Source organism: Sphingobacterium nematocida (assembly GCF_900168125.1).
Classification (GTDB): Bacteria; Bacteroidota; Bacteroidia; order Sphingobacteriales; family Sphingobacteriaceae; genus Sphingobacterium; species Sphingobacterium nematocida.
Map to the genome: position 1 here is coordinate 26,652 of NZ_FUZF01000028.1, position 12,443 is coordinate 39,094.

The following is a 12,443-nucleotide window of genomic DNA, read 5'->3' on the forward strand; positions in this document are numbered from 1 at the left end:
CCGATTCGTCGTTTATCTGTCATATCTTGTCCCGATTGTCTCCCACGAGCTCCTTGCGTCGTTTTATCGGTATGAAATACCCAGGGGTGTCAGTGCTTCGCCGAATAGGAGTATTTCATACAAAAGTTGGTTATTGTTTACCCAATCGATTCAACCGTGCTTCCAACAGTTTAATTTTACTATTTCTCAATTCATTTTCTTGCTGTATTTCAGCGGAATACATCCAATCCCGATTCAAATTGCTAAATTTCCGATTCAAGTCCTCACGCAACAAATCTTTAACTTTTTGTTTCATTGCTGGCAATTCATCAATTTTAAAGTCCGGATTATTCAGCCTCATTTCAATCTCCATATACTTAAGATAGCGCCATCGTATCTGCGACATCAGGATATAATGTGCATACTCTGTTTTGTTGGATTTAGGCTTTAACTGTTCAAATTGTTTCAAAACCCATTCTGCACTATCTTTCATCTGCGTCACTGAAACAGATTTAGAGCTAATGACACCCTGATTAATTTCATAAGGATTTGACTTCAAAGCACTCCAAAACTTCTCCGCTTCATCTGTTCCAAATCCGTATTGACGCTTCGCATAAGAGTCTACAAATGTTTTAACATCCAACGCTCCTTCTGAAGCCAGGGCCGCAAAGTAAGCTTCGATCAGAATATTAAAGCCAGACAAAGGATATACTCTTCTGATCGGATAAAGCTCTACGATGTCTTTGGGACTCTCCCAGGTACTACCGTACAGCCCAGAAGTCGACCAAGAAGTCATAATCATTCCTTTATAACCGAAGCTTCTAGCTAGAGGCAAAAAATCATGTATGTTTTTAAAGTGTTTCTCCCACTGCGTTAAGAAATAGTTATCAGGATGGCTACGAAGTGATGGAGCACCCCAGATTTCAAATCCCGAATTCAATAGATTACTGTGTTTGCCAAACATATCTACGTCCCATCCATAATTCCAATCTATAAAAATTGCTTCCTTGGGAATACCTTGTAAAGCATCAGGGTATTTCATCGCAATATCAGCCCACAGAACGGGTTTCTTGCCCAAACCGACTACAATTTCACAAAGCAACTTTATATAATCTCCATACAACCTTCCTTTGCCCACAGCTGCTACTTTCGCTTGGGATTCTTTCGAATGCCCCAACAGATAAGTTTCGTCACCACCAATATGAATATACTCAGATTTGTGCGTGCTTATCATATCCTTATAAAGGTCGGTAAACAATTCTTTGGCGAGTTCTTCACGAAGCGGGTTTATCTGTGAATAGTCCTTTTGGTCTTCACGAAGCTCTTTGTAACGATAGTGCCTCAAAATATATTCCACATGACCAAAGCTCTGTTGAAGAGGAATAACATCTATCCCCAAATCCTCACAATACGCAACAAATTCCTTTACCTCATCTCGTGTATAAGCAAACTGATTCGGGATCAACGGGTGGTTTTCGAACGGATAGGTAGCTTCCCACTCCATGATCAAGGTATTCAAGCCTCCATCCTTTAGCTGTTTAGCAAATTTTTTCAATGCAGGCATTTTCATTACCTGCACACGCAAATCCAAATGAAATCCGCGAACAGCAAAATCCTTCGCTACCTGTGCATTTAGAGGGCACAAATACCCAAGCACAAGTAAGATAGCGACTAGCATATACTTTTTCATATCCATATTTGTTAAATTTTACGCTTATTTAGACGCATTATTTGTTAATTTTCGTAATAACGATAGTTCTCTTTGCTTATAATATCAATGGGCATATAGTTTATCTTTTCTGGCACAATCTTACTCTCCAATAAACGAAAAAGCGACATTATGGACTTATATCCTTGCGCAATAGGCTTATGGCAAACCAAGAAATCAACAACTCCTTTTTCCAGATATGTAATATTATCAGGCAGATAATCGAACCCGATAAGGCACAAATCATTAAGCCTTCTTTCCTCTATATACCGAGCAACAGAAGCCACCCTCGAATTAGTCACAAATACAAGTCTGATTGCCTGGTTAGACAATACTTTCTCCATTTCTGCTTCTATTGTTTGATAATCGGTATCTCTAATCATCAACTTATGCAGCTTTTGACCCATTCCATACATATCCATGTAATGGAGTAAACCTTCCTCCTTCCGCAACAAATGGTGTTGGGTCTCCATCTCTTTCGAAATATGCACCAAGAGTATTTCATCATCGGTCCCTAACAGGTACCTCATCAATTGACCTGCCATGCAACCACTTTGGAAAAGGTCCGGACCAAAATAAGCGACACTTTTCACATCGGGAATATCCGAGTTTAAAAACACATAAGGTATTCCGTTTTTATCGCAATGCTCAAATAAAAGCTGTGATTCTGCATGAAACATGGGAGCAACAACCACAGCATCAAAATCCGATCGCAGTAATTCATTTGTTAAGTCTATAAAAGACTGACGATCATTTTGATCAAAGAACTGAACATCAACCAGAAAGTTATACGGCTGTATCTCCAACGCAGCCTGCTCAATCCCCTGCAATGGAAACTTCCAGTATGCAGATTCTAAAGACTCCTTTGGGATAATAGCGACGACACGCGTTGTTTTTCTATTAGCCAGGGATCGAGCAATCAGATTCGGCTGATAATTATGCGTTGCCAGCACCGCAAGCACCCGTTCTTTGGTTTTAAGAGCTACACCGGGCCTATCATGAAGCACACGATCTATAGTACCTATAGAAACATTAGCCAATTTAGCCAACTCTTTAACACCTATGGATGTAGAATCCTTTTTCATAATTTAATACCTGTTAAACGATCGTATCTAACATCGCCTTCTACTATCGTTATATAAACCTCCAATTCTGCATCAAAGACCACAATATCCGCGTCTTTTCCACGTCTCAAACTACCTTTTGTCCCTTCGAATCCCAAAATTCGTGCGGGAGTTTCGGTAATCATTCGCACAGCTTCGGTCAATGATATTCCAGCCATACGCATATAATTACGCACCAATTGATTGGCAGTAGATACACTGCCTGCAAAGGCAGATCGATCCGGCAACTTAGCAACCCCTTCTTCAACCACAACCTGCAATCCGTCCTCCAAGCGCCCCAGTACACTCGGACCTTCGGGCATTGCTGCCGCCCGCATAGCATCTGTTACCAATGCGATACGATCAGGCCCTTTAATTTTATAGATCAACTTCAATAAAGATGACGGCACATGTACCCCATCTGCAATAATCTCGACATCCATTCCATCCAAATAGTAACCGGCTTCGATCGCTCCGGCATAACGCTTAGCTTCCTTACGAACAATAGTAGACATCGCCGAATAAAAATGCGTAGCCAAACGAAATCCGCCATGATACCCAGCAACCACCTCCTCAAATAAAGCATCGGTGTGAGCCAATGAAGGAATAACCCCTTTTGAACGAAGATATTCGGCAAACTGTAAAGCTCCTGGTAACTCAGGCGCTGCGCTCCAGCGTATGATATGGGGGGAGTACGCCAAAATGTCTCTATACTCCATTTCGTCAGGGTTGCGAATATGCCGAGGATCCTGCGCTCCCCTTTGTCCTAAGGCTAAATAAGGACCTTCTAAATGCAGACCTAGCCAAGATGCACCTCTCTTATTCTGAAAAAGCGCCTGTGCATAAGTATCCAAAACAGTGTATATATGTGACTTTTCAGCAGTAAGTGTAGTTGGACACATCGCGGTCGTTCCATAACGAACATGCGTCTCCGACACCCCTAAAAAAGCTTCAACGGTACCGTCCATAAAGTCGAACCCACCTCCTCCATGTACATGCATATCAATAAATCCGGGAGATATATACATCTTTTGCACGTCAATAACACGTACATCATCGCCCACATTAAGACTTCCCTGCCCCAATTGAACTATCTTTTTATGCTCTATATAAACGTAGCCATTTTCAAGAATGAGGTCGGCAAAAACAAGGATACCATTTTGTAGCAATAGTTTACTCATGGTTATATAATTTAGCTTTATTTCGTTTGTTAACGTACACAATAATAAATAAAACATATTCAACGACCAAATTATCTTCCATTTTTTTACATACCACTACCTGTACACGCTATATTCAGGACAGCTATTTTTAGACCTACATACATCGGTAAAATGATTTAGCTACCATCAAAAAAAGCCCAGAATTAATCTTAGGCTTTTCCATTGCTTATCACAGTGTATTTTTTCTATGGAATAATTATAAGGGCATGGAGTTCGGTTAGATATAAGAAGAATGCTTTTTATATTCTTCGGAAAGTTTATCTAAAAAAACAAACAATTTGTCATTCATTTCAGTATAGTTATAACATCTTATCTCATTAGGTTTTTGTACATAAGGGTATCCATTATTATTCGTAAGAAAATCTAGTTCCTCTTCGATCAACAACGCTATCACCTCGGGTGTAAATTCCATATGACATTGAAACCCATAGATTAGGTCACCGAATGCTATAATCTGCCTCGGACACCCTTCACTCTCGGCCAACACGCGACTCTCTGTTGTAAGTCCCGGCATATCGTTATGCCAATGGCCAACGGCCAAACTGGTTCCAAAATGATTAATTTTCACATCACCTAAACCAACTTTTGTCAACGTAATGGGGAAAACACCGATTTCCTTCTCGGGACTATGATCAAAACGCGCTCCTAGTGCTTCTCCGATAAGTTGTGCCCCAAGACATACCCCAACGACTGCTCTACCCTGTGCAATAAACCGCTGGATAAACGCTATTTCAGCTGCTCCATCAAAATATGGACATTCTTCTTTTGTGGTATCGGGCGATTGCGGTCCTCCCATGACGATCAACATATCCAAATCTTCAACATTGTCTGGTAAAGAATGGCCTTCATAGATTTTTGAAAACGTAACGTTATAGCCTCTTTGAGTTGCCCATTCTAAATAGGCACCAGGAGCTTCAAAAATTTCATGTTGGATAAAATGTATATGCATTTTTTGTCTCTAGTTTTATTCCAATAAAGGCTATCTGAAAAAACAACAGATATCCCCTAGTATTTTAGAGACCCCAAATTAAGAACATGAAATAATATGGAAAGGATACAGTTTTCATTAAACTGCGGTAGTCCAGCTGTGATCTTACAGTTACTCTTCCTCCAAATAAACTTGATGCACGACAAATTTGATATTTGCACTAGTCAACAACATGTCATCCACATCTTCCGAATCTATCGGATAAAGTGTTTCGTTTCCTCCACCATCTAAAAGCTCGGAGTCAGGGATCAACTCATAAAAGGTAACCCCGTCTATTGATGACAATTCTTCGACTTTGATATAAGACACCCCCTGAAGCTTCCACATAGACAAAATCTCCTTGGAAAATAAGCTATAAGTATTTGTTTGTGCTGACATACGCGCAAATTAGAAAAAAAATCGATCACTCTTCTCCTTTAATTGTCCATTGATAAAGCCAAACAAAATCTAAAAATCAAGTTTCAGCAATTATTAGTTTATGCTATAACCTTATCCAGTAATTTTCAATATGTTTTTGCTAATTTGTATCAGAAATTAAAAACCAAATAGAGGCTATAAAAAAACAGATAACTTAACAGCCAATTTAAAACTATGAAACCATAACGATTTATTCATACCGACTGAAACGATATCATGAATATAACTAAAAGACAAACCGATCCGCCAGCTGGCGGATCATGAAATAATTTAAATAGATGAAAAATGTAACAACAGAATTCAAATGGGCAATTTACTTTGCTATCATGACATTACTATGGATGTTTTTGGAAAAACTGTGTGGACTTCATGGCAAATACATTGATTACCATCTTTACCTGACTAATCTTTTTGCTATTCCTGCAATCTGGTTTATGATAATGGCTTTAAACGACAAGAAAAAGAACTACTACAAGGGTCAAATAAGCTATAAACAAGGATTATTCTCAGGAGTTATTCTCTCTGCAATAATAGCGCTATTAAGTCCACTCACACAATGGTTGATTTCGTATGTAATTACGCCTGAATATTTCCCAAATGTCATAAAACGTTCAGTCGAAATCGGATATTACAAATCAACGGCCGAGGCTGAAGCACAATTTAATTACAAAAGTTACGCAATCGGCTCAACTATTTTCGCCTTTGTTTTCGGGGTTACAACCACAGTTATCGCCATGATCTTTATAAGAAGTAAAAAAACAGATTAAAATTATTAATATTTACTTTAAACCAAGTCTATAGTAGTTTTATGCGATAAATATCAGCTGCCATTGAAGCATTTGACTGAAATTCTCTCATGATTCCGTCGGTCAAATCAATTAGTTATCCAATCTTTTCGAGAGTGACCAGCATCTATTTTTGATAAGTTCAGCAAAATTATGGCGCCTATCATCACGACAATTCCCAAAACCTGTAAAAGTGTAATCTTTTCTCCCAATATAAGAAATGCACTTAGAACTACAGCAGGCAGTTCCATGGTTAGTATAATAGCACTCAAGCCTGGCCCTATTTTGGGCATCCCTACCGTGAAGCATATGGGAGCAGCCACCGTACCAAATAGCGCAAGGAAACCGCCCCATTTTAAAAGACCTAAATCCAAATGACCACTTGTGGTTAAAGCGGGTAGATTAATAGCCAGTATCATCAAGGCCGATCCCGTGGTCATTAATGCCCCTTTTTCCAAAGCGGGTATATCATTGCCTAATTTACTGGTAAAAATCACATACGAAGTATAGATAAACGCTGCTGAAAGCGCCAATACTACCCCCTTGAAAGAGAAATTAAACGCATGTACATTAAATAAATTACCTGCAAGTATAGTCCCTATAATAATCACTACCGAGCAGACGATTTCTACCGTCGATAACTTTCTTTTAAAAATCAACCACTCGCATAGGTTGCTAATCCAAGAAACCTGCATCAATAACACAATAGCAAGCGCAACAGGAATATATTGGACAGAAAGGTAAAAGAAATAAGTAGAAATTCCCATTGTCGTCCCAGCAAAGATGAGTTTCCAATTCAATGTCAATCCCCCCTTATTTACCCGCTGGCTTCTTAAAAAAGCGAGTATCCAGAGGATCAACGCTCCTAAAGAAGCTTGCGCAAAAGTAATTTCCGCCGCCGTATACCCTTCTCCATAGGCAATTTTGGCGAACGATGTCAGTGTACCATAACTCGTCGCTCCTAAAGCCACTATTAATGCATATTTAAACATAATTAAAAATCAAAACACAGGCAAACGTAGCGAAATGCAAACAAAAATCTACTTGAAAAAAGAAATTACGAACACAGCACATAAATCAGTTATGTATTTGGAACAAAACACTTTTTTAGTGTATTATTGCATACTTAAGCTGGAAAAAATCCAATGGACAAACTCAACAAACAGGAAGTTGAACTATTACGTGAGCTTCAAAAAAATTCAAGATTTGATATCAATCAACTCACAGAGAAATTGAATATGTCCAGAACATCAATATATGACCGCATAAAAAAACTAGAGTCCGAAGGCTATATTACCAACTATGTCGCATTGATAGACCCCAAAAAGGTGGGGTTGAATTTTATTGTGATGGTCAATATCTCTTTACATACCCAACATATAGATTATGTCGAAGAGTTTCTGGTAAGAATACGTGCATTGGATGAAGTGGTTGAGGCTTTTGTTACAAGCGGCACCTACGACGTAATTCTAAAAGTTATCGTACAGGATCCCGAACGCTACAATGATTTTATAACACATAAACTATCTGCAATACCACATATTCGAAAAATACAAAGTTCATTCGTCATGCGTATCATTAAACAATCGAACGAGCTTTCTTTTTAATCATGAAACCATCATGATTTATCAAACCGAGTGAAATGAGTTCATGAATACAGTTAAGAAACAAATTTAAACAGATGAATAAAATCTATCAACTTCTTTTAATTACCATATTTGTTTTTACAAATAACGCAAAGGCAAACTATACAGAAGACCCTATGCCTGCACATGAGACATTTACAATTGTATCAAAACAATTAGGAGAAACAAGAACGATCAATGTATGGATTCCGAAAGAATATGTTGCCACGACGGCTTCCTTACCTGTATTATATATGGCCGATGGCGGTGTTAAGGAGGATTTTCCCCATATAGCCAACACTCTGGCGCAACTCATCGATAAAAAGAAAATACCCGCTATAATTCTAGTAGGTATCGAAAACACGCAAAGAAGAAGAGATCTTACTGGTAAAACGAATGTTAAAGAAGATTTGGAAATCGCTCCCGTCGTTGGAGGTTCAGCTAAATTTAGAGCGTTTATTAAGGAGGAACTCTTTCCGGAAATCAATTCCAAATATAGAACGACAACAGAAAAAGGTATAATCGGAGAGTCCCTATCCGGATTGTTCGTTGTCGAAACCCTTATGCTACAACCTGAGATGTTTGATTTTTATATAGCCTTCGACCCTTCACTATGGTGGAACGATAATTACCTCCTAAAAACAGCAAAAGAGTATCTTTCCAATATACCATCGGACCAACAGAAAAGGTTGTGGTTTGCAGGGTCTGGCACTAAAGGAATGGCACCCATCATGGAAGGTTTAGAAAAAATCCTGATCAATGAAAATTTACCAAATCTAAAATGGTTATACACCAGCGAACCCAAAGAAGAACACCACACTATATTCAAAGCCACAAAAGATAAAGCGCTAATCTGGACATTAAAAAAATCAAACTGATTAGGATACTTGAGCTATCTTTCTAGCTATAAGAAGTCTGGAAGGCCTGTTGCTTTTTTAAAACAAGTCCCTCTAGGTTGGTCACCTTCTTGCAATACAATTTCAGAATGAAGAAATTGAGCCGCATCTGCAGAGTCTTTAACCTTGGAAGCACTGCGCATCAGCATTTGCGCTTCAAAGCCTGATAAAATTTGAGATCTGATGTCCATACTTTTCAAGGGCAGGTATTGACATCCACTGTAGATTGCTCTAGCTAACGCAAGCGCGTCCAATAAGGCTTGATTAGCACCTTGTCCCTTGAATGGACTCATAGGATGAGCAGCATCACCGATCAACGTAGCTACACCTCCACCACCTAAAGACGCTACATCCAATATTTCTCGATCATAAACCGGATAACCCGAAACCTGCTTTTCGGGTGTAGCATCTATAATCTGAGGAATAGGATCGTGCCATGGAGTCCTGCGAAAGGCCTCTTCTTTAAGGGCTCTTGGCCCCTGTACACTCAGGGCCTTTGCATCATTTTCAGACATAGGAAAACTAAGTTGCCACATCACCGTATCTGATGTATAGGGCATAACGTAAATCCGTTCGTTGCCATTCGCGGTCTGGAATACTGTTGCTCCATCCAAAAGCGGGTTATCTACGAGCTCAATAACAGACAAAGGACATATTCCCAATATAACAATACATCCAAGATAACGCAGAGGACTGAGGTCATCTCCCAACAACAATCTACGCACGATGCTACGGATTCCATCAGCTCCCACCAAGAGATCCGCTGTAGCTTGTTTTTCCTGTCCATTTACAAGAAAATGAAGTTCAACTTTCTTGGTTTCGGTTTGTTTAAAGTCGATCAATTGATGTCCCCACTGTACGGAATCATGTCCACCAAGCTGTTCCAACAGGGCTAATCGTAAAGATTGACGAGCAATATGTACATTACTTCGCTTTGAAGATTGTTTTGAATCCGAGTTCTTCCATTTTCGAACACCCCATTCGCCAACCACTTTACCAGTTGGGGTATGAACAAGGTGACGTGTAGACACCACTCCTTCGGTTAATAAAAAAATTCCGAAACCATCAATAGCCTTACTCGCCTGCTGTAAAGTAAGTCCATAGCCCTGCGAACGTGCATCAAAATTATCATCACGTTCATAGAGCGTAAAAGGAATTCCCCGGTGTAAACATGCTACCGCGAGTGCCACACCTCCTATCCCACCCCCGATGATCGCTATATGTGGATATTTTTCAGTATCAACAGCGACGGGTACTGTCGAGGGGGCCAATCCAGAACCGTTACAATTCGGACAGGTATACAGATGCCCTTTGGGACGAACAGGCAATAGGCCTTCACCGTCTGATCTTTCATATGCATCACGTGCAGCTTCATAACGAGTCCGCACCTTCTTGGTAAGCCTTCTGCTTTTCTTACCACGTCCCTGACATTCGAGACAAACGGTCCAATGTAAGCGTTCTGTATCCTCCTGCTTCATTCCTTTGTAGCATTTAACTGACTTCGACTTAATATAAAGTCATTCGTAATATAATGGACAAACTTAGTGTTTTTATCGTAGCCATGGTTTGAGCCCTTTTTAGTAGATACCATATACAATCTATTTATCAAACTGCTTGCAAGCCTTTTCGAGCAATAGATAAATTACTTAGTGAATCTTTATAATTCCGCTTTCTGATTGACAAAAGCTTCATAGACTCCGGTAGCGCTTTCATACATGATATTATCCAAAAACCGATCAAAGTAACCTAGTGATTCGGAATCATTTCGTAAAACCTGATCTTTGAGAAAAACCCACTCAGACAAAAAGTAAGGTGTTTGGTGGTAAAATCATGCTCTTTAATAACAGCATCGACCATTTCATAAGCTTCATTAACGTCCAAAGGGCTTATATCTTGGACAAGCCTCGTCCGTATTTCTTCAAGAAAAGCATAAATTTTGTGTTTTTCCATTACACACTGCTATTTATTTAACATTACTCACAAAGGTTTGAACCGAAAACTTAATAAGTTTTAAAAACGGTACTAACGATGTAGGGCAAAGGTAAAATATTTCTAAAAAACATCCGTCTAGAGTATCACGATAATAATCAACAAAAATGGCGCAATAAATTGCGCCATTTGCTTTAATACTTTTAAAATTTATTATTATTATTTTTTTGCGTTGACAGAAAGCTCGATATCTACATTTTGAGCGATCATCCAGTCTTTAGCATCACCTTCAGTACCATAGGTCAATCCCCAATCCTGTCTATTAATAGTGAATTTGGAGAAAATATTTATCCCATTGGCATCAACAGTAATTTTAGCAGGGAAAGTAACATTTACAGTCTTATCTTTAATTGTTAAATTTCCACTTATTGTGTTTGTTGCTCCTTCTATAACGCTCGCTGTAGTTGCATCGAAAGCGGCGACTTTTGTTATTTCGAATTTAGCAGTAGGATACTTCTCGACATCAAAGAAATCCGCATTTTTCAAATGAGCATCTAGATCACTAGAAGTCTTTCCTCCTGAAATAGCTGGATCTACCGAAGCACTGTCCGTAAGGATAGAGTGCATATCGATGGTAAATGTTCCACCTGTTACCTCGTTATTTTCCGCAGTAAGCACGCCTTCGCTCTTAAGAATACCAAATCTGGGATTAAGTCCCCCCTTATGATATCCTGTCCATTTCAACGTACTGGTACTAGCATCTAGTGTATACGTATCTCCTTTTTGTTCTGCGACCTCTTGCTTTTCTGCTGTTGCAGCTTTGTCTCCTGATGGTCCTTGGCAAGAAAAGAATAAAATGGTTGAAGCAACGCTTAAAAGTGCAATTTTTTTCATTTTTTTATATATTTTGTTTTTATCGTTTCGTCAAAAATATAGTATCCCCTACGGCAAAGAGAAACCTCATTTTGACTATGCAAAGGTAACACTAACAAACTATACAATTGATATCACTTTCCAATAGGAAAGTGGTTTCCTATTGGAAACTAGAGCTGACTTTTCTAAATTTGCAACGACACACACTTATTGGGAATGAAAAAGGACAATACGATATACCCTTCTGAAATCTGCAAAGTAAGAACATTAGCCATCAAGGACACAATGGAAATACTGGCGGGGAAATGGAAATTCCATATTTTAGGCACTCTAATGATAGTTGACAGACTCCGCTTTATGGAATTGTTACGGGAGATTGACGGTATTGGAGCTAAGATGTTATCTAAAGAACTTCAGGACCTTGAATTGAACCAACTGATTAGAAGAACAGTCTTGAATACAAAACCCATTACCGTAGAGTACGAAATAACCGAATACGGACGCACATTGGGACCAATTATCGACGAAATCGCTAAATGGGGAATAGATTACCGAAAGACTCTTCACAGTAAGAGTGAGACTGTAACGTAAACTGTGTCAGCGGAATAATTCAATAAGGTTTTTTATATTTAATTATTCAAACGACATGGTCATGAAAGACAAGACCCCATTTGACTTTGAACGCTTCAAAGAGGAAGCTATGCAAGGTCTTTATAACGGGAAGAGTTTATCTCCGAACGACGGCGTTCTAGCGCCCTTAATGAAGCATTTACTAGAGTCTATGATGGATGGCGAGCTAGAGAGTCATCTTCAGGAAGATAAGGCATTAGGTAATTCCAATCGTCGGAATGGTAAGACTAAGAAAACTGTTCGGGGACTTAATACAGGTACTTTTGAGCTGGAGTCTGGACGGGATA

13 protein-coding genes and 1 pseudogene are annotated in these 12,443 nt (G+C 39.1%); 5 read left to right on the plus strand and 9 right to left on the minus strand.

All coding sequences use genetic code 11. From position 1 onward, the window contains the following. Nucleotides 1-130 precede the first annotated feature (130 nt). The 5 genes from B5X76_RS20755 to B5X76_RS20775 all read right to left on the minus strand — a co-directional run bounded on the left by B5X76_RS20755 (nt 131) and on the right by B5X76_RS20775 (nt 5,379). Nucleotides 131-1,669 carry a beta-N-acetylhexosaminidase gene (locus B5X76_RS20755; RefSeq protein WP_079645853.1) on the minus strand — a complete coding sequence of 513 codons (1,539 nt, stop codon included), beginning with the start codon at nt 1,667-1,669 and terminating at the stop codon, nt 131-133. A 44-nt stretch (nt 1,670-1,713) separates the two neighbouring features. Then, the gene (locus B5X76_RS20760; protein ID WP_079645838.1) at nt 1,714-2,772 is read right to left on the minus strand and encodes a substrate-binding domain-containing protein; all 1,059 of its coding nucleotides are present in this window, start codon (nt 2,770-2,772) and stop codon (nt 1,714-1,716) included. After that, on the minus strand, nt 2,769-3,971 hold the full coding sequence (gene nagA / locus B5X76_RS20765; RefSeq protein ID WP_079645839.1) for an N-acetylglucosamine-6-phosphate deacetylase: 1,203 nt from the start codon (nt 3,969-3,971) through the stop codon (nt 2,769-2,771). Before nagA ends, B5X76_RS20760 begins: the two co-directional genes overlap by 4 nt. Before the next feature lie 259 nt (nt 3,972-4,230). Continuing rightward, nucleotides 4,231-4,962 (minus strand): type 1 glutamine amidotransferase, encoded by a 732-nt coding sequence (locus B5X76_RS20770; protein WP_079645840.1) that lies wholly within the window; start codon nt 4,960-4,962, stop codon nt 4,231-4,233. Nucleotides 4,963-5,112: 150 nt separating this feature from the next. Continuing rightward, on the minus strand, nt 5,113-5,379 hold the full coding sequence (locus tag B5X76_RS20775) for a hypothetical protein (RefSeq protein WP_079645841.1): 267 nt from the start codon (nt 5,377-5,379) through the stop codon (nt 5,113-5,115). Nucleotides 5,380-5,696: 317 nt separating this feature from the next. On the opposite strand from B5X76_RS20775, the gene B5X76_RS20780 reads away from it, so the two are divergent. Next, nucleotides 5,697-6,185, plus strand: a complete 489-nt coding sequence (locus tag B5X76_RS20780; protein ID WP_079645842.1) for a DUF4199 domain-containing protein — start codon at nt 5,697-5,699, stop codon at nt 6,183-6,185. A 107-nt stretch (nt 6,186-6,292) separates the two neighbouring features. Here the strand turns inward: B5X76_RS20780 and B5X76_RS20785 are convergent, their stop codons facing one another. Next, entirely contained in the window at nt 6,293-7,195 is a 903-nt protein-coding gene (locus B5X76_RS20785) for an EamA family transporter (protein WP_079645843.1), read from the minus strand. Nucleotides 7,196-7,348: 153 nt separating this feature from the next. Between B5X76_RS20785 and B5X76_RS20790 the strand changes: the two genes are divergently transcribed. Together B5X76_RS20790 and B5X76_RS20795 are read left to right on the plus strand one after the other, a co-directional pair. Continuing rightward, on the plus strand, nt 7,349-7,810 hold the full coding sequence (locus B5X76_RS20790; protein ID WP_079645844.1) for an Lrp/AsnC family transcriptional regulator: 462 nt from the start codon (nt 7,349-7,351) through the stop codon (nt 7,808-7,810). A 74-nt stretch (nt 7,811-7,884) separates the two neighbouring features. Then, entirely contained in the window at nt 7,885-8,706 is an 822-nt protein-coding gene (locus B5X76_RS20795) for an alpha/beta hydrolase (protein WP_079645845.1), read from the plus strand. A gap of 26 nt (nt 8,707-8,732) precedes the next feature. Here the strand turns inward: B5X76_RS20795 and B5X76_RS20800 are convergent, their stop codons facing one another. The 3 genes from B5X76_RS20800 to B5X76_RS20810 all read right to left on the minus strand — a co-directional run bounded on the left by B5X76_RS20800 (nt 8,733) and on the right by B5X76_RS20810 (nt 11,547). Beyond that, entirely contained in the window at nt 8,733-10,202 is a 1,470-nt protein-coding gene (locus tag B5X76_RS20800) for an FAD-dependent oxidoreductase (protein WP_079645846.1), read from the minus strand. Nucleotides 10,203-10,470: 268 nt separating this feature from the next. Further along, entirely contained in the window at nt 10,471-10,674 is a 204-nt protein-coding gene (locus B5X76_RS20805; RefSeq protein ID WP_079645847.1) for a hypothetical protein, read from the minus strand. A 198-nt stretch (nt 10,675-10,872) separates the two neighbouring features. Next, nucleotides 10,873-11,547 carry a YceI family protein gene (locus B5X76_RS20810; protein ID WP_079645848.1) on the minus strand — a complete coding sequence of 225 codons (675 nt, stop codon included), beginning with the start codon at nt 11,545-11,547 and terminating at the stop codon, nt 10,873-10,875. Nucleotides 11,548-11,742: 195 nt separating this feature from the next. Here B5X76_RS20810 and B5X76_RS20815 point away from each other — a divergent pair, with 195 nt between their 5' ends. Next, complete coding sequence (locus B5X76_RS20815; protein ID WP_079645849.1) at nt 11,743-12,117, plus strand: winged helix-turn-helix transcriptional regulator; 375 nt, start codon at nt 11,743-11,745, stop codon at nt 12,115-12,117. Nucleotides 12,118-12,178: 61 nt separating this feature from the next. Next, nucleotides 12,179-12,443, plus strand: a pseudogene (locus B5X76_RS20820) (IS256 family transposase); the annotation flags it as partial.

Coding starts and splice junctions, on each gene's coding strand:
- B5X76_RS20805 (WP_079645847.1), bottom strand. CDS start 10,674: ATGGAAAAACACAAAATTTATGCTTTTCTTGAAGAAATACGGACGAGG.
- nagA (WP_079645839.1), bottom strand. CDS start 3,971: ATGAGTAAACTATTGCTACAAAATGGTATCCTTGTTTTTGCCGACCTC.
- B5X76_RS20785 (WP_079645843.1), bottom strand. CDS start 7,195: ATGTTTAAATATGCATTAATAGTGGCTTTAGGAGCGACGAGTTATGGT.
- B5X76_RS20790 (WP_079645844.1), top strand. CDS start 7,349: ATGGACAAACTCAACAAACAGGAAGTTGAACTATTACGTGAGCTTCAA.
- B5X76_RS20810 (WP_079645848.1), bottom strand. CDS start 11,547: ATGAAAAAAATTGCACTTTTAAGCGTTGCTTCAACCATTTTATTCTTT.
- B5X76_RS20815 (WP_079645849.1), top strand. CDS start 11,743: ATGAAAAAGGACAATACGATATACCCTTCTGAAATCTGCAAAGTAAGA.
- B5X76_RS20770 (WP_079645840.1), bottom strand. CDS start 4,962: ATGCATATACATTTTATCCAACATGAAATTTTTGAAGCTCCTGGTGCC.
- B5X76_RS20775 (WP_079645841.1), bottom strand. CDS start 5,379: ATGTCAGCACAAACAAATACTTATAGCTTATTTTCCAAGGAGATTTTG.
- B5X76_RS20795 (WP_079645845.1), top strand. CDS start 7,885: ATGAATAAAATCTATCAACTTCTTTTAATTACCATATTTGTTTTTACA.
- B5X76_RS20800 (WP_079645846.1), bottom strand. CDS start 10,202: ATGAAGCAGGAGGATACAGAACGCTTACATTGGACCGTTTGTCTCGAA.
- B5X76_RS20780 (WP_079645842.1), top strand. CDS start 5,697: ATGAAAAATGTAACAACAGAATTCAAATGGGCAATTTACTTTGCTATC.
- B5X76_RS20760 (WP_079645838.1), bottom strand. CDS start 2,772: ATGAAAAAGGATTCTACATCCATAGGTGTTAAAGAGTTGGCTAAATTG.
- B5X76_RS20755 (WP_079645853.1), bottom strand. CDS start 1,669: ATGAAAAAGTATATGCTAGTCGCTATCTTACTTGTGCTTGGGTATTTG.